Origin of the sequence: Micromonospora sp. NBC_00821, assembly GCF_036347035.1 — a bacterium.
GTDB classification, from domain to species: domain Bacteria; phylum Actinomycetota; class Actinomycetes; order Mycobacteriales; family Micromonosporaceae; genus Micromonospora; species Micromonospora hortensis.
The window spans coordinates 6,390,976-6,412,854 of sequence record NZ_CP108880.1; the positions used below are offsets into that span (position 1 = coordinate 6,390,976).

Below are 21,879 nucleotides of genomic sequence, written 5' to 3' on the forward strand. Positions count from 1 at the left end.
CACCAACGGATGCAACGACCCGTGCCCGCGCCGGAAACGGTCGCCCCGGCGAGCCGACCGCGACGCGTCAGCCGGCCGCCCAGCCCTGGGCGGACAGCCAGTCGCGCACCGCGGCGGCGGTGCCGGCCGGATCGCGGCGCAGGTCGTGCGTCTCACCGGGACGGCTCACCACCTGCACTGCCGGTCCCGGCTCCGGGGTCCCGAACGGATCCCGGTCTCCGTTGACGACCAACGTCGGCAGGCCCGTGCCCAGTTCCGCGGCGCGCGAGCGTTCCGGCCGGCCGGGCGGGTGCAGTGGAAAGGCCAAGGCGACCACGCCCACCGCGCCCACCGCACGGGCCGTCCGACAGGCCACCCGTGCGCCGCTGGAACGCCCACCGACCACCACCGTCGGCACGTCGGCGTGCCGGTCACGCAGCTCGGCGAGCACCGCCGCCCAGGCCTCGTCGAGGTGACCTGCCGGTGCCGGGGCACGTCGACCGGCGACCCGGTAGGGCTGCGTGACCCGGACCACCGCCAGGCCGGCCGCCACCGACGCGTCCCGGACCGCGAGCAGGTCGGGCGCGTCGACGCTGCCGCCCGCGCCGTGCCCGAGGACGAGCAGGGCGGTGGCCGGGCGGACCGGCAGGTCGGTGTCGATCCACGCCGGACCGCGCGGGGTGTCGATCTCGTTGCTGGCTGGCACCGGCCTATTCTGCGCCGCCGGACGGGCGTCGGGTGCGAACCGGGCCGCCGATCAGCTCAGCGGGACCAGGGCCAGCAGGCGATCGCGCACCGGCGGGCCCGCGTCGTCGACGGCGTCCGGATCGGGTTCGACCTCGCCGCGCCAGGCGACAAGCATCGCGCGTCGTTCCCGCGGCGTGGTGCCGCCCCACACGCCGTGGCAGTCACCGACGTCGAGGGCCCAGGCCAGGCAGGACCCCTGCACGTCACAACTGCGACACAGCGCGACGGCGGCGTCCGCCGGCTCGTTCGGTGCCGGAAAGAATGTCTCCGGATCGACGCTCTGGCAGGTTCCTCTGGTGCGCCATGCGTCGTCCTGTCGCCGTTCTCGCACGGCCCGCAGCAGTCGCGGATCTCGCCGCGCCGCCGCCACCTCGTGCGGGCGCGGCATACGTGCCCGTGTCATCCACCCACCTCCCCCGTGGGACCGGCAAGAGCTGTGGACGTCGTCCGCCCCGTGCGGACCGACAGCCACTACCGGCGCTGTGTTCTATCGCACTTCGCAACACCGGGACAAGGGTCTGCCGGGAACATGACTGAACAGCCAGGAGACGAATCGCGCGGAACCCTGGCAAATCGGCGGCCGACGATGCGCGGCGGCGTCAGAAGAGGGTCAGCTCCTGCGGTGTCACAGTCGGCGCCACCGCCACCCGCGCGGTCAGCTGTGGCCCGTCGTTGCGAACGTCTCCCACCGCCGCGCCCACCGGGCGGATCTCCAACCCGGCCAACTGCTCGGCCGACGCCGGAGTGAGCAGCCGCTCCGGCTCCTCGGTCGGCGCGAGCCACGACGACCACCGCTCGGGTGGCAGCAGCACCGGCATCCGGTCGTGGACCTCGGCCAGGTCGCCGAGCGCCGCGGTGGTCAGCACGCTGAAGGTGAGCCGGGTCTCCGCGTCGGACTTCCAGACCGACCAGATGCCGGCCAGCGCGAGCACCGAGCCGTCCCGGGGGGTCATGAAGTACGCCTGTCGCCCGCCCTCGGGCAGCCGGACCCACTCGTACCAGCCGTCGGCCGGAACCAGGCAACGGCGACGGGAGAAGGACCGGGCGTACGCCCGGCTGGTGGCCACGGTCTCCGCCCGCGCGTTGATCATCCGGGCGGCTCCCGAGGCGGACCGGGACCAGTGCGGCAACAGACCCCAGCGACCGACACAGAGGCTGCGGTGCCCCTCCGGGCTGACCCGGACCAGCGGCACCGGGTCGGTCGGCGCGACGTTGTGGTCCGCCCTGATCAGGCCGTCGGAGTCGTCGGACGACTCGAACAGCGCGCTCAGCTCGCCGGAGCTCCGGGTCGTCGCGTACCTGCCGCACATGGGGCACACGCTAACGCGTCGGAGGCCCCGTCGGCTGTCCCGCCAACCGGGAGTACGAGTGCCGGGCGCCGCCGCCCGCCCGCCGACACGGCAGAATGTAACCGTGGGCAACCTGACCGCGACCCGGCCGCCGCAGCCGTGGACCGCACCGACCGCATCCGACCCGGTGGCGGCGACGCTGCGCCTGCCCGGTTCCAAATCGATGACCGCCCGGGCCCTGGTGCTCAGCGCACTGGCCGCCGGCCCGTCGACACTGGCCCGGCCACTGCGCGCCCGCGACACCGAGTTGATGGCCGCCGGCCTGCGGGCGATGGGCGCACACGTCTCGATCAGCGACGACGAGCGCTGGCTGGTCCGACCGCACCCGCTGGCCGGCCCCGCCCACGTCGACGTCGGGCTGGCCGGCACCGTGATGCGATTCGTGCCACCGGTGGCGGGCCTGGCCGACGGGCAGGTCACCTTCGACGGTGACCCGTACGTGCGCACCCGCCCACTCGGCCCGCTGGTCGGCGCGCTGCGCTCGTTGGGCGTTCGGATCGACGTCACCGGCACCGGCAGCCTGCCGCTGACAGTGCTCGGCGCCGGCCGGGTCACCGGCGGCGAGGTCGTGATCGACGCGTCGGCCTCCAGCCAACTCGTCTCCGGGCTGTTGCTGGCCGCCCCACGCTTCGACCGGGGCGTCGTGGTCCGCCACGTCGGCCCGCCGGTGCCCTCCGCGCCGCACGTTCGGATGACGGTGCAGATGCTGCGGGCCGCCGGCGCGGCGGTCGACGACAGCACCCCCGACGTCTGGGCAGTCGAGCCCGGCCCGCTCACCGGGCGCGGCTGGGACATCGAACCGGACCTCTCCGGCGCCGTGCCGTTCTTCGCCGCCGCGCTGGTCACCGGCGGCGAGGTCACCTTGCAGGGTTGGCCGCACAGCAGCGGTCAGCCGGTCGAGAAACTCCGCTCGCTGCTCCAGCGGATGGGCGGCGAGGTCACCCTCTCCACAAACGGGCTGACCGTCCGTGGCACCGGCGTGGTGCACGGTCTGACCGCCGACCTGTCCGACGTCGGCGAGCTGACCCTCGTGCTGACCGCGCTGGCAATGCTGGCCGACTCGCCGTCGGTGTTCACCGGCGTCGGGCACATCCGTGGCCACGAGACCGACCGGCTCGCCGCGCTCGCCCGCGAGTTCGGCGGCCTCGGGGCGGACATCACCGAAACACCGGACGGGTTGGAGATCCGGCCCCGACCGCTGCGCGGCGGCGTCTTCCGCACCTACCACGACCACCGGATGGCGCACGCCGCAGCGGTGGCCGGGCTGGCCGTTCCGGGCATCGAGGTGGACGACGTGGGGTGTACCTCCAAGACCATGCCCGAGTTCCCGGCACTATGGTCAGCGATGGTGACCGGCAAGAGCTGACGCGAGAAGAGGACAGGTCCTGGCGACCAAACGGCGGGAGTACGACGAGGACGACGTGCGGGTCCGGCCCGGAAAGTCGTCGCGCCCGCGTACGCGCACCCGCCCGCAGCACGCCGACGCTGTCGACGGGTTCGTCATCGCCGTCGACCGGGGGCGCTACACCTGCGTGCTCTCCGGGGCCGAACGCGGCGTGGTCGGCGCCGAGCTGCCCACTGTCACCGCCATGCGGGCCCGCGAGTTGGGCCGCAAGTCGGTGGTGGTCGGTGACCGGGTCAGCCTGGTCGGCGACACGTCCGGCGCGGAGGGCGCGCTCGCCCGCATCGTCCGGATCGCCGAACGTCGTTCGGTGCTGCGCCGTACCGCCGACGACGACGAGACCACCGCCGAGGGGCGGCTGGAACGGGTCGTGGTGGCCAACGCGGACCAGTTGGTGATCGTCAGCGCGTTGGCCGACCCACCGCCGCGCACCGGGTTCATCGACCGCTGCCTGGTGGCCGCGTACGACGCGGACGTCGAGCCGCTGCTCTGCCTCACGAAGGCCGACCTGGCCGGGCCGGAGGAGGTGCTCGGCTACTACACCGAGCTGGAGCTGCCGTACGTGCTCAACCGCCCCGACTCCGACCTCGACGCGCTCCGCGCGCTGCTCAGCGGCAAGGTGTCGGTGCTGGTCGGGCACTCCGGGGTGGGCAAGTCGACGCTTGTCAACCGCCTCGTTCCGGACGCGCTGCGCGCGGTCGGCGTGGTCAGCGCGATCGGCCGGGGCCGGCACACCTCGACCAGCGCGGTGGCGCTGCGACTGCCACCGGTGCCCGGGATAGACACCGATCCGGGCTGGATCATCGACACCCCCGGCATCCGCAGCTTCGGGTTGGCGCACGTCTCGGCCGACAGCCTGCTGCACGGCTTTCCGGACCTGGTCGAGGGCACCGTCGACTGCCCACCGAACTGCCCCCACACTGCCGACGAGGCCGACTGTGGGCTGGACGCCTGGGTGGCCGCCGGTAAGGCCGACCCGCGCCGGTTGGCCTCGTACCGTCGGTTGCTCGCCTCCCGGGCCGGCGAGGGCGACTCGCGCGGCGACAGCGACCAGCGCGGCCCCGGCGAGGGTGACCGGCGCGGCCCCGACGAGTGACCCGAAGGGCGTGGGCTAGGTTGCCGGCATGACCGGGTACGCCGACGACCTCGCCCTCGCCCACCTGCTCGCCGACCGGGCGGACGCCATTGCCACGGCCCGGTTCCGCGCGCTCGACCTGCGCGTCGAGGCGAAGCCCGACCTGACCCCGGTCTCCGATGCGGACACCGCGGTGGAGCGGGACATCCGGGCCCTGCTGGCCGAGCACCGACCGACCGACGGCCTGCTCGGCGAGGAGTACGGCGCGCAGCCGCCCGCCGACCCGAACGGCCGCCGGTGGATCATCGATCCGATCGACGGCACCAAGAACTTCGTCCGTGGCGTGCCGATCTGGGCCACCCTGATCGCGCTCTACGACGGCGACCAGCCCGCGGTCGGCGTGGTGTCCGCACCAGCGCTCGGGCGACGCTGGTGGGCCAGCGCGGGTGCGGGCGCGTACGCCGGGCCGGGCCCCGCGGCCGGCGAGCGGATCGGCGTGTCAGCGGTGCGGGGGATCGCGGACGCCAGCTTCTGCTACTCGTCACTGAACGGGTGGGAGGAAGCCGGGCGGCTCGACGCTGTGCTCGACCTGATGCGGGACACCTGGCGCAACCGGGCGTACGGCGACTTCTACGGCTACATGCTGTTGGCCGAGGGGGCACTGGACGTGATGGCCGAGCCGGAGTTGTCACTGTGGGACGTGGCGGCGCTGGTACCGATCATCACGGAGGCGGGTGGCACGGTCACGGATCTGGCCGGACAACCGGCCCCCGCCGGCGCTCCGGGCACCGACAGCAGCGTGGTGGCCACCAACGGTGTGCTGCACGCCGACATCCTCGCCCGCCTCAATCGACCAGCCGAGCGCTGACCCCCGGCAACCTCTATCCTCGCCAGGTGGTCTCCTCCGGTTGGTGCTTTCTCGCGGCGATGATCGTCGCGTACGGCTTCGCCAACCTGCTCCAGTCGGTGGCGGCGGCCCGCACCACCGTCCACCACACCTTCGATCCGGGTCTGCTGCTGCGCCTCGCCGGGCACCGGACGTATCTGGTCGGTCTGGGCTGTCAGATCGCCGGTTTCGTGCTCGCCTTCCTGGCCCGGCGGGACCTGCCGCTGTTCCTCGTGCAGGCCAGCGTGGCCGCCGGGCTCGGGGTGACCGCCATTCTCGGCGTGTTGGTGCTGAAGTGGCGGCTGCCGGCGGCGGAGGTGGTGCTGCTGGCGCTGCTCTTCGCGGGGATCACCGCGCTGGTGCTGTCCGCCCGGCCGGCGCCGTCGAAGCAGCTCGGCACCGCCGGCTCGATCGCCCTGCTGGTGGCGTTGGGCCTGATAGCGGTGCTCGGCTTCTTCGCCGTCCGACTGCACGGGGCGCCGGGTTCGGTGGCCCTCGGCTCACTGGCCGGGCTGGCGTTCAGCTCGGCCGCGGTCGCCGCCCGACCACTGGCATCCGCGCCGTCCGCGGAGGCGTTCCTCGCCGACCCGCTGTTCTACCTGCTGATCGCCCACTCGATAGTGGGTCAGCTGCTGCTCGGTCTGGCCATGCAGCGCGGCTCGACGACAGCCGCTGTCGCCGCGATGGACGCCGCCGGCGCGGTGCCGGCCGCGATCGTCGGCCTGCTGCTGCTCAACGACAAGATCTGGCCGGGGCGGGAGTGGCTGGCCGCCGTCGGCTTCCTGGTGACCCTGGCCGCGGTGATCGGCCTGACCCGGTATGCCGAACCGCAGCAGCACCGTTCGGTGGCACGCCGTCGGGACCCTGCCATGGTCGGTGCCGGCCGGCCGGGCTGACCGTCCGGCACGGCACCACAACAGAGCTGCCGGCTTAGGCCTCGACCGGCTTGCGGCGACTCACCACACGTTCGTAGAGGCGCTCCAGCGCACCGGCGGTCCGCTCCCAGGTGTAGCTGCTGCGCACCCGGTCCACAGCGGCGTGCCCGTACGCGAACCGACCGGCGTTGTCGGCGAGCAGCCGGCGCAGCGACACTCCGAGTGCCCGTACGTCACCGGGGGGCACCAGGCGGCCGGTGACCTCGTCGACGACGGCGTCCGCCAGCCCACCCATCGCGTAGCCGATCACCGGCACCCCGCAGGCCATCGCCTCCAGCGAGACCCGCCCGGCCGAGGAGTAGTGCGGCGTGCAGGCGACCACGTCCGCCGACCGGTACCAGGTGGCCATCTGGTCGTGCGGCACCGCCCCGACGAGCCGTACCTGGTCGACGACGCCGAGCTGTTCGGCCAGTTCGCGTAGCCGTCGCGCCTCGGCGTGGTTGGTCAACTGGTCGGCCGGCGGCCCACCGGCGATCACCAGCTCGGCGTCACCGACCAGCCGCATCGCCCGGATCAGGTCCTCCTGGCCGTGCCCGGCGGCCAGCGAGCCCACCGAGAGGATGCGCGGCCGCTGTTCGCGCGGTGCTGCCTCGCCGTCGGGATGGAACAGGTCGATGTCGACGCCGGCCGGCACCAACGCTACCGAGCTGCGTTGCAGACCCATCCGGGTCAGCTCGTCGACCTCGTCGTTGGACTGGGCCACGGCGATGTCGACCGCCCGGGTCAACGCGCGCTCCAGCGTGATCCGCTGACCCGGCCCGTCGTAGTGGCCTCCCAGGTGACGCAACTGCTCGATGCCGAGCGAGTGGAACGTCTGCACCACCGGAATGTCGGTCTCCCGAACGGCGTGCGCGGCGGCCAGGCCACCGACCCAGTAGTGCCCGTGCACCACCTCGGGCCGCCAGGAACCCGACCACTCGTCGGCCAGCCAGCGGCCGACCTCCGTCACGTGCGGGATCAGCTCGACGGTCGGTAGTGGGGTGGGCGGGCCGGCGGGCACCTGGTGCACCTGGTAGCCGTCGACGTTCATCGTCGCCGGCAGCGCCGGGTCGTCCCGGCGCACGTAGAGCCGGACGTCATGGCCTCGCTCGGCCAACTCGGCGGCGACCCTCGCTGTGTGCTGTCGGGTGCCGACCGGCGGGCCGTCGGCGTGGCGGTAGGAACTGGCGTGCGCGCAGACGAGGCCGACGCGCATGGGTCACCTCCCTGCGATCTTTCCTCGGCGGTGGTCCTCCCGGTCAGAGCGTCCCATTAACCCCGCGACGCTGAGCCGAAACCTGGCAGATCAGGAAGAGTCAGCGCGAGTGCCACCGACACTTGCGCCACGGCAAGCACACGCGACACGTGGCGGCACGCTTCGACGATGATCGACAAGCCGTCGTCGGTGTGACCAGGCCCGGCCCGGGGTACCGATCAGGAATGCCGCTGACCCGCAGTCTCGACGATTCGACCGTGGTGATCACCGGCGCGTCCAGCGGGATCGGCACGGCGACCGCGTACGCGTTGGCCCGCCGGGGCTCCGCCGTCGTGCTGGCCGCCCGCAGCGAGCCGGCGCTGATACAGGTCGCGCAGCGCTGCCGGGAGTTGGGCGGCCGGGCGCTCGTCGTCCCGACCGACGTCACCGAGTTGGAGTCGGTGCGGCGGCTGGCCGAGCAGGCGGCGGCCGAGTTCGGCCGCATCGACGCCTGGGTGAACAACGCCGCGGTGAGCGCCGTGGGCCTGTTCGACGAGATCCCGGTCGCCGAGTTCCGCCGGGTGCTGGAGGTCAACCTGCTCGGGGCGGTGCACGGCATCAAGGCTGCCCTGCCCTACCTGGGCGCCGCCGGTGGTGGTGTGCTGATCAACAACGCCTCGGTGCTGGCCGAGGTGGCCATGCCGTACCAGTCGGCGTACAACGCCTCCAAGCACGGCATCCGCGGGCTGGCCGACACCGTCCGACAGGAGCTGCGGGTCACCGGTCGCGGTCACATCTCCGTCTGCACGGTGCTGCCGGCCACTATCGACACCCCGTTCTTCCGGCACACCGGCAATCACAGCGGTCGGGAGCTGATGCCGCCTCCTCCGATCTACCCGCCGGAGGTGGTCGCCGAGACCATCGTCCGGCTGCTGCGCCGACCCCGCCGCGAGGCGTACGCCGGCGGCGCGGCCCGGCTGATCGGCCTGCAGTGGCGGCTGGCGCCCGCGCTGGTCGAGCGCACCCTCGGCTGGTACGCCCACCGCACCCAGTTCGGCCCGGGCGCCCGGGTGGACAGCAGCGGCAACGTGTTCCACCCCGATGCTCGGGCGCGTCAGGACGGTGACTGGCACGGTCGGCGGCGACAGTTGGTGCGGATGACCGCCGCGTTCGGTCTGGCCGCCGCCGGCACCGCTGTCGGCACCCTGGCGGCCATCAACCGCCGCTCCCGGTCGGACCGCTGATGGCCGATGTCGAGCGCCCGAATGCGCTGACCGTCACCGGCGCGCACAATGGGGCGATCATGTCGAGCTGTCTCGTGGAAATCGACGAGTCGTCAGCGGTGGTCCGGCTGACCGGTGTGCTCGATGCCGCCGGCGCCGAGGCGGTACGCGGCGCGCTGCTCGCCCGTCTGCTGGCCCGGCCCGGCCCGGTGGTGGCCGACGTGACCGGCCTGCGGGTCGTCGACCCGGCCGGGCGCGGCGTCTTCGCCGACGTACGCCGGGAGGTCGCCGACTGGCCCGCCGCGGACCTGCTGCTGTGTGACCCGGCGGTCGACGGGCCCGCCCACCCGGACGCCGCGCTCGCCGGGGTGCCGGCCTGGCCGACGCTCGACGGGGCGCTGGCCGCTGTGGCGGCGACACCACTGGCGGCGGTGCTCACCGCCGACCTGGCTCCGGCGGTGGGAGCGGCCAGGCAGGCGCGCGAGCTGGTCGCCACCGGTTGCGAGCGCTGGGGCATGCCGACGCTCACCGACCCGGCGTGCATCGCGATCACCGAGATGGTCAACAACGTGGTGGCACACGCCCGGACCCCGATGACCGTTCGGCTGGCGCCGCAGGAGGCCACCCTTCACCTGGCGGTTCGCGACCACTCCCCGCGTCAGCCGACCTTCGCCGGGATCTCCCCGCCGAACCGTGCCGGCGGCCGGGGCCTGCTGCTGATCGACACGGTGACCCGTCGCTGGGGCAGCAGCGCCGTACCGGACGGCAAGGTCGTCTGGTGTGTGCTGCACCCCGACGACGAGGCCGCCTGACGGGGCTTTCGCCATCGGCGCACGGTTCGGCGACGTACCGCCGGAGCCCGCCCGGTTATGGCGGCAGGGCAGCGGGTAGTGATCAGACATGCGCGACAACGAGTACCCGACCCCCCTGTCCGACACCGAGGCGCAAGGGCTGCCCGACACCGCCGATGACGACTCGACCGCCAACGACGACGTCCTCACCGGGCGCGAGGCGGACGGTCCGGACCCGGCCCAACTGCCCGGCGATCGGACGCCGGTGGCGGTGGACCGGTTCGGAACGACCGCCGAGGAGCAGCTCGACGGTGAGTCGTTGGACTACAAGCTCGACCGCGAGGTCTACGAGCGCCCGGCGGACGACCCGCTGGCCGGCACCATCGACCCGAAGATCGCCTTCGAGGCGGACAACCTGGAAGCCGCGGCGGAGGCTCAGTTGGACGCCGACGTGATGGATCCCGGGCCGACCTCGGATCCGAACTCACCGGTCTCCCTCTACGACCACGGTCAGCTCGGCACGGTGGCCGACGCCACTGTGGGCCGACTGGTGGAACCGGACGAGGGATCGCACACCGACCAGGAGACCGACTCGGTGGCGTACGACGCCGGATCGGCCGGGGGCGGAGCGACAGCCGAGGAGTTGGCCATCCACGAGACGGAGCCGCCGCGCTCGGTCTGACGTCCGCTCAGTCGTCCAGGCCGCGTTCGATGGCGTACCGGGTCAGCTCGACCCGGTTGTGCAGTTGCAGCTTGCCCAGGGTGTTCTGCACGTGGTTCTGCACCGTGCGGTGCGACAGGCCGAGCCGCTGGGCGATCTGCTTGTACGACATCCCCTTCGCCACCAGCCGCAGCACCTCCGTCTCCCGTTCGGTGAGCTGGGGGGTCGCGGGTTCGGCAGCGCCGGCCGGGCCGGTCCCCCGCCCCGGGCCGGCGGCCAGCCGGCGGTACTCGCCGAGCACCAGGCCGGCCAGGCCGGGGGTGAAGACCGCGTCGCCGGCAGCGGTGCGGTGCACCGCCTCCAGGAACTCGGCGGGCGCTGTCGACTTCACCAGGTAACCGGTGGCCCCGGCCTTCACCGCATCCAGCACGCTCTGCTGTTCGCCGCTGGCGCTGAGCATCAGCACCCGTACGGCGGGCAGTGCCGCGCGCAACCCCAGGATCACCTCGACGCCGGAGATGTCGGGTAGTTGCAGGTCGAGGACGACGACGTCGGGCCGGGCGGCGGCGGCCACCCGGATGGCCTGTCGTCCCTCGCCGCTGGTCGCCACCACCAGGAAACCGGCCTCGGTCAGGTCGCGGGCCACACCCTCCCGCCACATCGGATGGTCGTCCACCACCATCACTCGGATCGGGTTCGCCGCTGTCACCTCGGCACGCTCAGCTCGATCTCGGTGCCTGCCTCGGGGGCGGACACGATCCGAACCGTGCCGCCCACGTCGGCCACCCGACCCCGGATCGACTGGGTCACGCCGAGCCGGCCCTGGGCGGCCGCCTCGTCCAGTCGACCGTCCGGGATGCCCGGCCCCTCGTCGCGGATCGACACGGTCACCGTCGCCCCCTCGTCCTCGATCAGCACCCAGGCCCGTCCGCCGGCGTGCCGCCCCACGTTGTCCAGCGCCGCGCCGGTCGCGGCGGCCAACTCTCCGGCCACCCGTCGGGGCAGCGGCACCGGGGTGGCCGGGGCGGAGAGCGCCACCGCCGCCGAGGCGTACCGGCCGAGCAGGGTCCGCAGGTCCACCGCCTCGCCGCCGTCCGGGAGGCTCGCGGCGGTCGGGCCGGCGCCGGCGATCAGCGCCCGCAGGGCAACCTCCTGCTCGCCAGCCAGCCGGGCCAGCTCGCCGGCCTCCCCGGGCAGGTCGGCGCCGCGCCGCTGGACCAGCGCCAGCACCTGGAGCACCGAGTCGTGGATGTCCCGGGCCAGCCGCTCCCGCTCCCGGGTGGCGGCCTCCAACTCCACAGCGCGCTGCAACCGCTCCTCGGCGCTCGCCGCGAGCCGGGCCACGTGCCCGACCACCACTCCGGCGAGCAGCATCAGGATGACCCCGGTGAACGAGGACTGGCCGATCCGCTCCCGGGTGGCCAGGTCCGCGCCGGCCACCAGCAGCGCGGCGACAGTGCCCCGCCGCCGGCCGCCGGAGACGGCCCAGGCCAGCACCGGGCCGGCCATCCAGGCCACCCCCAGGGTGGGTACGCCGTGGGTGAGCGCCGTCCGGCCGACCACCCACGGGGTGGCCAGCACGATGGCCATCACCACTCCGAGGTCGGCCAACAGCAGCGGCCAACGCCGCCAGGCCGGTCGGGCGTACCCGATCGCTGTCGCGCCGGTCCAGGCGATCATCAGCAGGATCAGGGCGCCGACGGCGTACGGGTGGGCGTACCGGTCGGCGTCGCGCACCGCGAGCGCGCAGACGTACGCCAGGGAGGCCAGCCTGAACACGGTCAGCGCACGCCACAGCGGCACCTCGAACCCACCCGGCGGCGACGGCATGGCGGTCAGGATGCCACAACCGGGCCGGCGCACGGCGAGCAGCGAGTGCGGTTCGGGAAACCCTGACGTACGGTGGAAAAGCCGCGAAATACTCCGAGATGCGCCGCCGGGACGGGCCCATGACGAACGCAGATCCGCACGCACCGCGTACGGTTGTGCCCATCGAACCTGCCCTCCTGATCGCCGAAGCCTTTGACCAGGCCCAGGTGACCGAGATTCGACACTCGGTCACCTCCTGCGCGCATGCCTCGGGTCTCAGCGGCCAACGGCTGGACGATTTCGTGCTCGCGATCAACGAATTGATCACCAACGCGGTGCGCCACGGCGGCGGGCGCGGCTGGCTGCGGCTCTGGCACGAGTCGGGTGTGCTGGTCTGCGAGGTCGCCGATCACGGGCACGGGATCAGCCCGCAACGTCTGGGCGACCGCAGCCGACCCGCCCCGGACACCGCCGGCGGCTGGGGTCTCTGGCTGGCCCGCGAGTTGACCGACGCGATGGAGGTCGTCACCGGCACCGCCGGCACCACCGTCCGTATCACCACCGGCGTCACCACCCAGAACCCCACCCCGCGCTAACCCCGAGCACCCCTCCCCCTCAGCGCGCGATCTTGCACTTACTGTCCCGACGAATCGCCCGAAACCACTCATCCCGACGACACAAAGTGCAAGATCGCGCGGTAAGGGCGCGGGGGTGGATCAGGCGAAGAGGGCTGAGACGGATTCCCCGTTGTGGATTCGGCGCGTCGCCTCGGCCAGGGCGGGGGCCACCGACAGGACCTGCAACTTGGGGACCCGCTTGTCGGCCGGGATGGGCACCGTGTTGGTGCAGACGATCTCCAGGACGCCGTCCTGGTCGCTGAGCCGCTGCAACGCGTCGCCCGAGAAGAGGCCGTGCGTGCAGGCGAGCCGGATCGACCGGACCTTCAGGCCGCGCAGATGCTCCATCAACTCGACCACTGTGCTGCCCTTGGCGATCTCGTCGTCCAGCACGATGACGTCCCGGTCGGTCACGTCGCCGATCACCGCGCTGATCTTGACCAGGTCGTCGCTGAACCGCTGCTTCGCCCCGGCCGCGACCGGCGTGCCGAGCAGCCGGGCGAAGGCCGCGGCCTCCTTGGCGTTGCCCAGGTCGGGCGACACCACCACAGTGTTGCTGAGGTCGTAGCGCCGGAAGTGGGTGGCCAGCTCCCGCAGCGCGTGCAGGTGATCCACCGGGACGCTGAAGAAGCCGTGCACCTGCGGCGAGTGCAGGGTCATCGCGAGCACCCGGTCCGCCCCGGCCGAGGTGAGCAGGTCGGCGACGAGTCGCGCGCCGATCGAGATCCGTGGCGCGTCCTTCTTGTCCGATCTGGCGTACGCGTAGTGCGGGAGCACCACGGTGATCCGACCGGCGGAGGCGCCCCGGGCGGCGTCGATCATCAGCAGCAGCTCGACCAGGTGCTCCTGCACCGGCGGCACCAACGGCTGGATCAGGAAGACGTCCCGCTCCCGGCAGTTGGCCTGCAACTGGACTTCCAGACAGTCGTTCGCAAACCGGGAGACCCGCACCGGGTGCAGCGGCACCCCCAGGTGGGCGCAGATCTCGGCAGCCAGGTCGGGATGGGCGGTTCCACTGAAAACTGCGATGTCGCGCACGTTCGCACATCGTAGGGGAAGCCGACGGCCACCGACGGCGGCGGGCCGGAACCCGCCGTGACGCCTGTCGCGCCGCGCCGCCGTCCGGGTACGGTGCTGCGGTGACCCCCCAGTACGTCGCCGCCATCGACCAGGGCACCACCTCCTCGCGGTGCATCGTCTTCGACCGGGCCGGGGACATCGTCGCCGTGGCTCAGCGCGAGCACCGGCAGATCTTCCCCCGACCGGGGTGGGTGGAGCACGACGCCGAGGAGATCTGGGACAACGTCGAGCAGGTGGTCGCCGAGGCGCTACGGGCCGCTGGCACCGACGCGGCCGGGCTGGCCGCCGTCGGCATCACCAACCAGCGGGAGACCACGGTCGTCTGGGACCGCGCCACCGGCCGCCCGGTGGCCAACGCCATCGTCTGGCAGGACACCCGGACCGGGCCGCTACTGCGCGAGCTTGCGTCAACGTACGGCGAGGAGCGGTTCCGGGCCCGCACGGGCCTGCCGCTGGCCACCTACTTCGCCGGGCCGAAGCTGCGCTGGCTGCTCGACGAGGTCGACGGCCTGCGCGAGCGCGCCGAGCGCGGCGAGGTGCTCTTCGGCACCATGGACAGCTGGCTGATCTGGAAGCTGACCGGCGAGCACGTCACCGATGTGACGAACGCCAGCCGGACGATGCTGATGGACCTCACGACCCTGGACTGGGCCCCGGAGCTGCTGGACGCGATGGGTGTTCCGGCGGCGATGCTGCCGGAGATCCGCTGCTCCGCCGAGGTGTACGGCACTGCCGGCGGGGTGCTCGACGGGGTGCCGGTGGCCAGTGCGCTCGGCGACCAGCAGGCCGCCCTGTTCGGGCAGACCTGCTTTCAGCCGGGTGAGGCGAAGTGCACCTACGGCACCGGCAGTTTCCTGCTGCTCAACACCGGCGCCAGCCCGGTCCCGTCGACACACGGCCTGCTCACCACGGTCGCCTACCGGATCAAGGACCAACCACCGGCGTACGCCCTCGAAGGCGCCATCGCGGTCACCGGATCGCTGGTGCAGTGGCTGCGCGACAACCTCGGGTTGATCTCCACGGCCGCCGAGGTGGAGGAGTTGGCCCGCACCGTGGACGACAACGGCGGCTGCTACGTGGTGCCGGCGTTCTCGGGGCTGTTCGCCCCGCACTGGCGCAGCGACGCCCGCGGGGTGATCGCCGGCCTGACCGGTTACATCACGAAGGGGCACCTGGCGCGGGCGGTGCTGGAGGCGTCGGCGTGGCAGACCCGCGAGGTGGTCGACGCGATGAACGCCGACTCGGATGTGGCGTTGCGCCGTCTCCGGGTGGACGGCGGGATGACAGCGAACGGCCTGCTCATGCAGTTCCTCGCCGATGTGCTCGACGTGCCGGTGGTCCGTTCCCGGATCACCGAGACCACCTGCCTGGGCGCCGCGTACGCGGCCGGTCTGGCGGTCGGCTTCTGGCCGGACCTGGCCACCCTGCGGGCGCAGTGGCGCTCCGACGCGCAGTGGGAGCCGGCCATGGCCCCGGATCTGCGCGAGACGGAGCTGCGCCAGTGGCGCAAGGCAGTGCGGCGCACCCTCGACTGGGTGGAGTGAGCGCCGCCGCGGCGGTCACTCCCAGCGGTTGCCGGTGAGCTTCTCGTAGACGTCGATGTAGCGAGCCCGGGTCGCCTCGACCACCTCGGCCGGCATGTCCGGGGCGGGGGCCTGCTTGTTCCAGCCGCTGCCGGTGGCCCAGTCCCGCACGTACTGCTTGTCGTAGGAGAACTGCACCCGGCCCGGCTGGTACGACTCGGCCGGCCAGAACCGCGACGAGTCGGAGGTGAGCAACTCGTCGGCGAGGACCAGGGTGCCGTCCGGCGCCCAACCCAGCTCGATCTTGGTGTCGGCGACCAGGATGCCCCGGTCGGCGGCCAGTTCGGCGCCGCGCCGGTAGATGTCGATGGTGATCTGCCGGAGCCGCTCGGCGGTGGCCTGACCCACCTTGTCCACCACGTCGTCGTACGTGATCGGCTCGTCGTGCTCGCCCGCCGGGGCCTTGCTCGACGGCGTGAAGATCGGCTCGGGCAGGATCGACGCCTCGCCGAGCCCTCGCGGCAGTGGTACACCGGAGACCGCGCCGGTCTGCTCGTACTCCCGCAGGCCGCCGCCGGTCAGGTAACCGCGGGCGACACACTCGACCGGGACCATGTCCAGCCGCTGGCAGCGGATGGCCCGCCCGGCGAACTCGGCGGGCACGTCGGTGGCCGAGATGACGTGGTTCGGCACGAGGTCGGCGAGCTGCTCGAACCACCAGAGCGAGAGCGCGGTGAGCAGACGGCCCTTGTCCGGGATCGGCGTCGGCAGCGCCACGTCGTAGATCGAGATGCGATCCGAGGCCACCAGGATCAGGTCGTCGCCGTCGGCGTAGACGTCCCGGACCTTGCCCGAGTGCAGAAGTTCCACGCGCCCTAGTACACCACGCGATATGGGAAGCCCCTGATTCGACCACCCAGCCGAGGGTGACCGGACGGACGTTGACACCTTCGTGTGCTGCCTGCGTGAATGGTCCGACCGCCACCCCCGTAGGTCCAGGAGAGCCCCGTGCCCGTTGTTCGACCCCCGCTGGACCGCCTCGGCGCCGACCCGGGCCGACGCCGACTGCTCGGCGCGCTGCTCGGCGCACCTCTGCTCGCGTCCGGCGGGCTGGCGGGGTGCAGCGACGGCGCCGCCACCTCGACCCAGGACGGGCCCGTCGAACTGTCGGTCTTCTGGTGGGGTGGCACCAAGCGGGCCGAGCTCACCGAGAAGGCGCTGCGGCTCTACTCGGATCGCAACCCCCGGGTCACCTTCCGGGTCACCTGGCAGGGCGCCGACGGCTACTACGACCGGCTGGCCACCCAGGCGGGCGGCGGGAACGTACCGGACCTGATCCAGATCGACGACGCCATGCTGACCGAGTACACCCAACGTCAGGTCATCCTCGACCTCACCGACCACCACCTGGATCTTCGGGGCCTGCCGGAGGGTCTGATCCGCTACGGCACCGTGGAGGGGCGGACGATGGCGGTGGCCGCCGGGCAGACCCACGCCGTTGTGGTGTTCAACCGGGACCTGCTGCGGGAACTGGAGATGCCAGAGCCCCGCGGCGGGATGACCTGGGCCGACTACATCTCCTGGGCCACGCAGGTCACCGAGGCCAGCAACCGCCGGGTGGCCGGCACGATGGACGGGTCGGGCGACTACCGGGCGCTCTGGCTCTGGCTGCGGTCGCAGGGCGGCGAGTTCTACCGGGGCAACCAACTCGGCTTCGGCGCGGACGAGCTGATCGCGTGGTTCGAGTTGTGGCAGCGGGCCCGCCGGGGCCGAGCCACGCCGAGCGCCGCCCTGGTCGAGCAGGCCGACAGCGGCGAGCCGGCCCGGCAACTCGTGGTGAGCGGGGTGACGGCGGCGTCCTTCGCCTGGTCGCACCAGCTACCGGAGCTGCAACGGCTCACCGATTCCGAGTTGGGCATCGTCGGCGTTCCCGGCCCGACGGGGGCTCAGTGGGCACGAGCGTCGATGTACTGGGCGGCGTTCCGGGGCACCCGCCACCCGGACACGGTCGCCGACGTGATCAACTTTCTGACCACCAATGGTGAGGTTGGCGCGGTTCTGGGCCACGAGCGCGGGCTGAACGCCAGTGCGGCGGTGCGCCGCTACGCCGAGGGCAGCATCACCGACCCGGCCCAGCGACGTGCCGCCGAGTTCGGCGCCAGCATCGCCGACCTGCTCGGGCCGGCGCCGGCGCCGCCGCCCAGGGGGCACGCCAAGGTGCGCACCCTGCTGGTCACCGCCGCCGAGCGCATCCGCGTCAAGCGCGACGGCACCCGCGAGGCCACCGCGCGCTTCCTGTCCCAGGCGATCGCGGCCCTGGCTGTGTGAGCACCGGCGGCCGGCCCCGGAGCCGGCCGCTGGTGACCCGCCGACGCCTCGGGTCCGGTCAGCGCGGCGGGCCACCCCGGCGGTTGCGCATCAGACGCAACACCAGGAACACGACGATCGCGACCACCACCAGGCAGCAGAGCAGCGGGAGCACCCCGAAGCCGCTGCGGCCTCGCCGCCGGGCGGCCTCCACCACGAGTTCGCCGGTGCCCGTGGACGCCCAAGCCGCGACGGGCACGAAGACCGCCAGTACGACCGCACCGAAGACCGCGCTCAGGCGGCCCCACCACTTTCCGAATGAAGACATGTGCCCATCCTCGCCGAAGCGCGCAACCTCGGCACGTCGGTCCACGCCGAATCACGGGACCGGATGGTCCGAAAGCTCTCCGGGCGGTGCGCAACGCGCTCGCAACATCCCGGCAAAGATGATGATCTTTACATGAATCTCTCGAGGTGATCGGATTCGCCTCATGCTCAACTCTGTAGACAGTGCGCGGATCTCTCGCACCCGAAGATCTGCGGCGGCAGCGGTCGGCGTCACCCTCGTCGCCGCTCTCCTCACCCCCACGGCGGCGCACGGCGCCCCGCCACCCCAGCCGCCGCCGACGAGACCCGCTCCGAACGGCAACGCGGACCGCACACCCGTCACTGTCACGCTGATCACCGGCGACCGGGTGACGGTGACCCCGGGCGTCCACGGCGCAACCGATTCGGTGGACGTCAAGCGCGCCCCGGGCGCCACCGGCTCCGTACGCGTCTCCACTGAGGGCCGGGACACCTACGTGTACCCGGACGAGGCGATGCCGTACCTCGCCACCGGTCGACTCGACAAGCAATTGTTCGACGTCACCCAGCTCATCGCCCAGGGCTACGACGACGCGCGGACCGCCGAACTCCCCCTGATCGTCACCCGCACGACGGGTGCGGCGAAGCTCAGGACCGGCACCACGCTGCCGGGCGCGCGGACCACGCTGGAGCTTCCCTCCGTCAGTGGTGAGGCGATCCGCGCCCGCCGATCGCAGGCTGCGGACTTCTGGTCGGCGCTCACCAGTGGACAGTCGCCGACCGGCCGCAGCGCCGTCACCCCGGCACCCTCCTTCGCGGCCGGCGTCGACAAGGTGTGGCTCGACGGCAAGGCGAAGGCCACCCTGGCCGACACCACCGCCCAGATCGGCGCGCCCGCGGCGTGGGCCGCTGGTGGCACCGGCAGCGGTGTCCGGGTCGCCGTCCTGGACAGCGGGGTGGACACCACCCACCCGGATCTCGCCGACCAGGTGGTGGCCTCCCGGAGCTTCATCCCCGGCCAGGACGTGATCGACCGGAACGGGCACGGCACCCACACCGCCTCCACCGTCGCCGGAACGGGCGCCGCCTCCGGCGGCAAGGAACGGGGCGTGGCCCCCGACGCCGACCTGGTGATCGGCAAGGTCCTCGACGAGTACGGCAGCGGGTCCATCTCCGGGATCATCGCGGGCATGGAGTGGGCGGCACGGGCCGAGCACGCCAAAGTGATCAACATGAGCCTCGGCGTGAGCGCCTGGCACACCCAGGACGACCCGCTGAGCCAGGCCGTCAACCAGCTGACCGACGAGACGGGTGCGCTCTTCGTCGTGGCCGCCGGCAACAGCGGACCAGACCCGTACACCCTCGGTGCGCCGGGCACCGCTGACGCCGCGCTGACCATCGGCGCGGTGGACACCTCCGACCACCTGGCGGGCTTCTCCAGCGTCGGACCCCGGATGAACGACGAGGCCCTCAAGCCCGACATGACCGCTCCCGGGGTGGACGTGCTGGCGGCGCGCTCGCAGCACATCTCCTGGGGCGAGGGCTACTACTACGCCGACAGTGGCACCTCGATGGCGGCGCCGCACGTCGCCGGGGCGGCCGCCCTGCTGGTGCAGAAGCACCCGACCTGGAGCGCGCGGCAGATCAAGGACGCCCTGATGAGCACCAGCGTCCGCACGCCCGACTACGACGCCTACCAGGCCGGCAGCGGTCGACTGAACGTCGCCGCCGCCTACCACCAGGACCAGGTCATCGCGTCCGGGTCGGTGGACGCCGGACTCGTCGGCTGGGGCACCACGCCCCAGCCCGTCAAGCGGACGATCACCTACACCAACACCACTGACAGCCCGATCGCGTTGGAGCTCTCCGTCGACCACGGCACCGCCCCCGCACAGACGTTCACGGCAACCGCCGACAGCGTCACGGTGCCCGCTCGGGCCAGCGCGACTGTCGACGTCGTGGTGGCCCCGGCCGGCCTTCCCGCCGGCAGGTACTCCGCCCAGGTCACGGCCCGCTTCGCCGCCGGCGAGGTGCACACGGCCGTCGGGGCCGCCGTCGAGTCCAAGAAGCACGACCTCACCATCCACCTGAAGGACCGCGCCGGCCGGCCCATGAGCGGCGAGGTCGAGGTCGTCAACGCCGAGACCGGATCCGCCTTCCTGTGGGTGCCGGACGGAAAGCTCACCGCCCGCCTGGCGCCCGGCTCCTACACAGTCGTCACGGCGGCGGACGTGGAGGGTCTGCACGGGCCCCGCTCCCTCGGGCTCGCGATGCTGACCGCTCCCGAGGTCGACCTGACGACCAACCGGGTCGTGGACCTCGACGCCGCACGGGCCCGCCAGGTGAAGGTGGCGACGCCCCAGCCGACCGCCGTCGTCAACAGCAGAATCGACGTCTACCGCTCCTTCACCTCGAGCGAGCCGACGCCCACCGACTGGAGCGCCCTGCGCGAGACGTTCTGGCCGGGCGCCGCCTACGACAGCCTGTGGGCCCTGCCGACCGGGGACAAGGTGCGCAAGGGCAGCTTCGTCTTCACCACCCGGATCCGCGCCGCGCAGACGCCACTGGCGATCAGCTACCACGGCCGGCACCTCAGCGACCCGCTCGCGCAGCCCGGTTCCCCGCCGCTGCCCGACGGCACCTCGCGCCTGGACGCCGTCTTCGCGGGCGTCGGCGGCACCGCCGACTACGCCGGCGTCTCCGCCCGTGGCAGGGCGGTGGTCGTCCGCGGCGACGACTCGGTGACCCCCACTGACCAGGCAGCGGCGGCACACACCGCCGGTGCGGCGATGCTCGTCGTGGTCAACGACCGCGCGGGTCGCAAGAGCGACTGGTACGGCAACCCCGACGCCGTGACGCCCGGACCGATCCCGGTGACCTCGGTGACCACTGACGAGGGCGAGGCGTTGATCCAGAAGATCACCGCCGCGGGCCGCGGGCCGGTACGACTGGTGGCGGTCGCCCACCCCAGGGCGACGTACCTGTACGACCTGGTGGACTACCACGATGGCGGGGTGCCGAAGGACCCGTCCGCCACCACCGACCCGCGCAGCCTCGCCCGGATCGATCTCACCTTCTCCCCGCCCCCCGGAAAGCAGTCCAGCGAGACGCGGATGGACTTCCCGCCGTACGAGTACGCGGCGGCACGGCCGTTCCCGTTCGAGCCGGTCGCGCCGGGACCGCGTACCGACTGGGTCTCCGCGGGTGGCGGCATCAAGTGGATGCAGTACGCCGACGTCGCCGACTGGGCGCGGTCCAACACGGAGGCCATCGCGTACCGGCCGGGCAGCGTCCAGAAGGACCGCTGGTTCGGGCCCATCACCCGGCCTCGGCTGCTCAGCACCGAGATCCCGTTCCGTGGTGAGACCGCCATGAGCGCCTACATCCAGGGGTTCGGCGACGCGGGCGCGGCGCACAGCGGCGGGGCCAGCATGTCGCAGATCGCCACGTTCTATCAGGGCGACAAGCAGCTGACCCGGTTCGACGGCTGGCCGGAGGTCGGCGCTGGTGACCTGTCGCCGGAGAAGCTGCCGTACCGACTGGTCGTCGAGACCACTGGCAAGCCCGAGTTCAGCCCGTACTCGACCGCCACGCACACCGAGTGGAGCTTCGTCTCCGGCGGCAGCACCGAGGTGCAGGCCATCCCGCTGGTCCAACTGGACTACGGAACGGACGTGGACGTCGCGGGTCGGACGAAGCGCCGAACCGACTTCTCGATCACGCCCGTGGTGGTGGGCAGCACCGCGGCTCGGGACGCCGTGTCGTCACTTCAGCTGGAGATCTCCTACGACGACGGGGCGACCTGGCAGCGGCAGGCCCTGCGGGAGAAGAAGGGCACCTGGCAGGCGTCGCTGAACGCGCCGCACCGGACCGACTTCGTGTCGATCCGGGTCACCGCCAAGCAGCGCAACGGCGGCGGCGTCACCCAGACCGTCACCCGGGCCTTCGGCCTGCGGTAGGACCCGCCGGGGGCCGGTGCCGAAGAGGTGCCGGCCCCCGCGGGCCCTCAGTTCTG

General features: G+C 72.5%; 20 protein-coding genes. 11 read left to right on the forward strand and 9 right to left on the reverse strand.

All coding sequences use genetic code 11. The annotated features are described in order from the left end of the window. Positions 1–67: 67 nt before the first annotated feature. The 3 genes from OHB44_RS29305 to OHB44_RS29315 form a co-directional block, all read right to left on the reverse strand. On the reverse strand, positions 68–685 hold the full coding sequence (locus OHB44_RS29305) for an alpha/beta hydrolase family protein (protein ID WP_266304500.1): 618 nt from the start codon (positions 683–685) through the stop codon (positions 68–70). Positions 686–736: 51 nt separating this feature from the next. Next, positions 737–1,129 carry a WhiB family transcriptional regulator gene (locus OHB44_RS29310; RefSeq protein ID WP_238687436.1) on the reverse strand — a complete coding sequence of 131 codons (393 nt, stop codon included), beginning with the start codon at positions 1,127–1,129 and terminating at the stop codon, positions 737–739. Between the two features lie 196 nt (positions 1,130–1,325). After that, entirely contained in the window at positions 1,326–2,036 is a 711-nt protein-coding gene (locus OHB44_RS29315; RefSeq protein WP_238687437.1) for an SOS response-associated peptidase, read from the reverse strand. Between the two features lie 103 nt (positions 2,037–2,139). Between OHB44_RS29315 and aroA the strand changes: the two genes are divergently transcribed. The 4 genes from aroA to OHB44_RS29335 are packed head-to-tail and all read left to right on the forward strand — an operon-like array spanning position 2,140 to position 6,334. Further along, positions 2,140–3,441, forward strand: coding sequence for a 3-phosphoshikimate 1-carboxyvinyltransferase (gene aroA / locus OHB44_RS29320; protein ID WP_238687438.1), 1,302 nt, complete (start codon positions 2,140–2,142; stop codon positions 3,439–3,441). A gap of 55 nt (positions 3,442–3,496) precedes the next feature. After that, the gene (gene rsgA / locus OHB44_RS29325; protein ID WP_210784616.1) at positions 3,497–4,573 is read left to right on the forward strand and encodes a ribosome small subunit-dependent GTPase A; all 1,077 of its coding nucleotides are present in this window, start codon (positions 3,497–3,499) and stop codon (positions 4,571–4,573) included. 28 nt (positions 4,574–4,601) lie between these two features. After that, positions 4,602–5,420 carry a histidinol-phosphatase gene (gene hisN / locus OHB44_RS29330; RefSeq protein WP_266304497.1) on the forward strand — a complete coding sequence of 273 codons (819 nt, stop codon included), beginning with the start codon at positions 4,602–4,604 and terminating at the stop codon, positions 5,418–5,420. A 59-nt stretch (positions 5,421–5,479) separates the two neighbouring features. Next, complete coding sequence (locus tag OHB44_RS29335) at positions 5,480–6,334, forward strand: hypothetical protein (RefSeq protein ID WP_238687482.1); 855 nt, start codon at positions 5,480–5,482, stop codon at positions 6,332–6,334. A 34-nt stretch (positions 6,335–6,368) separates the two neighbouring features. Here OHB44_RS29335 and OHB44_RS29340 read toward each other — a convergent pair whose 3' ends face one another. Further along, the gene (locus OHB44_RS29340; protein WP_238687440.1) at positions 6,369–7,568 is read right to left on the reverse strand and encodes a glycosyltransferase; all 1,200 of its coding nucleotides are present in this window, start codon (positions 7,566–7,568) and stop codon (positions 6,369–6,371) included. A 224-nt stretch (positions 7,569–7,792) separates the two neighbouring features. Here OHB44_RS29340 and OHB44_RS29345 point away from each other — a divergent pair, with 224 nt between their 5' ends. From OHB44_RS29345 to OHB44_RS29355, 3 genes are all read left to right on the forward strand, one after another. After that, a complete protein-coding gene (locus tag OHB44_RS29345; RefSeq protein ID WP_330438912.1) occupies positions 7,793–8,791 on the forward strand; it encodes an SDR family oxidoreductase in 999 nt (332 codons plus the stop codon). Beyond that, positions 8,791–9,582: an ATP-binding protein gene (locus OHB44_RS29350; RefSeq protein WP_330438913.1), complete on the forward strand. Its 792-nt coding sequence runs from the start codon at positions 8,791–8,793 to the stop codon at positions 9,580–9,582. Before OHB44_RS29345 ends, OHB44_RS29350 begins: the two co-directional genes overlap by 1 nt. An 88-nt stretch (positions 9,583–9,670) precedes the next feature. Beyond that, a complete protein-coding gene (locus OHB44_RS29355) occupies positions 9,671–10,243 on the forward strand; it encodes a DUF5709 domain-containing protein (protein WP_091406114.1) in 573 nt (190 codons plus the stop codon). Positions 10,244–10,250: 7 nt separating this feature from the next. On the opposite strand, the gene OHB44_RS29360 is transcribed toward OHB44_RS29355, so the two are convergent. Continuing rightward, complete coding sequence (locus OHB44_RS29360; protein ID WP_196924633.1) at positions 10,251–10,904, reverse strand: response regulator; 654 nt, start codon at positions 10,902–10,904, stop codon at positions 10,251–10,253. Between the two features lie 23 nt (positions 10,905–10,927). Next, positions 10,928–12,052, reverse strand: a complete 1,125-nt coding sequence (gene macS, locus OHB44_RS29365) for a MacS family sensor histidine kinase (RefSeq protein WP_238687443.1) — start codon at positions 12,050–12,052, stop codon at positions 10,928–10,930. A gap of 119 nt (positions 12,053–12,171) precedes the next feature. On the opposite strand from macS, the gene OHB44_RS29370 reads away from it, so the two are divergent. Beyond that, the gene (locus tag OHB44_RS29370; protein ID WP_238687444.1) at positions 12,172–12,627 is read left to right on the forward strand and encodes an ATP-binding protein; all 456 of its coding nucleotides are present in this window, start codon (positions 12,172–12,174) and stop codon (positions 12,625–12,627) included. Positions 12,628–12,747: 120 nt separating this feature from the next. On the opposite strand, the gene OHB44_RS29375 is transcribed toward OHB44_RS29370, so the two are convergent. Further along, entirely contained in the window at positions 12,748–13,686 is a 939-nt protein-coding gene (locus OHB44_RS29375) for a ribose-phosphate diphosphokinase (protein WP_238687445.1), read from the reverse strand. A gap of 101 nt (positions 13,687–13,787) precedes the next feature. Here OHB44_RS29375 and glpK point away from each other — a divergent pair, with 101 nt between their 5' ends. Next, positions 13,788–15,272, forward strand: coding sequence for a glycerol kinase GlpK (gene glpK / locus OHB44_RS29380; RefSeq protein WP_330438914.1), 1,485 nt, complete (start codon positions 13,788–13,790; stop codon positions 15,270–15,272). A gap of 15 nt (positions 15,273–15,287) precedes the next feature. Here glpK and OHB44_RS29385 read toward each other — a convergent pair whose 3' ends face one another. Beyond that, positions 15,288–16,121 carry a phosphoribosylaminoimidazolesuccinocarboxamide synthase gene (locus OHB44_RS29385; RefSeq protein ID WP_238687447.1) on the reverse strand — a complete coding sequence of 278 codons (834 nt, stop codon included), beginning with the start codon at positions 16,119–16,121 and terminating at the stop codon, positions 15,288–15,290. Between the two features lie 138 nt (positions 16,122–16,259). On the opposite strand from OHB44_RS29385, the gene OHB44_RS29390 reads away from it, so the two are divergent. Then, positions 16,260–17,579, forward strand: coding sequence for an ABC transporter substrate-binding protein (locus OHB44_RS29390; protein WP_266304493.1), 1,320 nt, complete (start codon positions 16,260–16,262; stop codon positions 17,577–17,579). A gap of 58 nt (positions 17,580–17,637) precedes the next feature. On the opposite strand, the gene OHB44_RS29395 is transcribed toward OHB44_RS29390, so the two are convergent. After that, entirely contained in the window at positions 17,638–17,886 is a 249-nt protein-coding gene (locus OHB44_RS29395; protein ID WP_030336617.1) for a hypothetical protein, read from the reverse strand. A 163-nt stretch (positions 17,887–18,049) separates the two neighbouring features. On the opposite strand from OHB44_RS29395, the gene OHB44_RS29400 reads away from it, so the two are divergent. After that, positions 18,050–21,823: a S8 family serine peptidase gene (locus OHB44_RS29400; protein ID WP_330438915.1), complete on the forward strand. Its 3,774-nt coding sequence runs from the start codon at positions 18,050–18,052 to the stop codon at positions 21,821–21,823. The last annotated feature ends 56 nt before the right edge of the window (positions 21,824–21,879 follow it).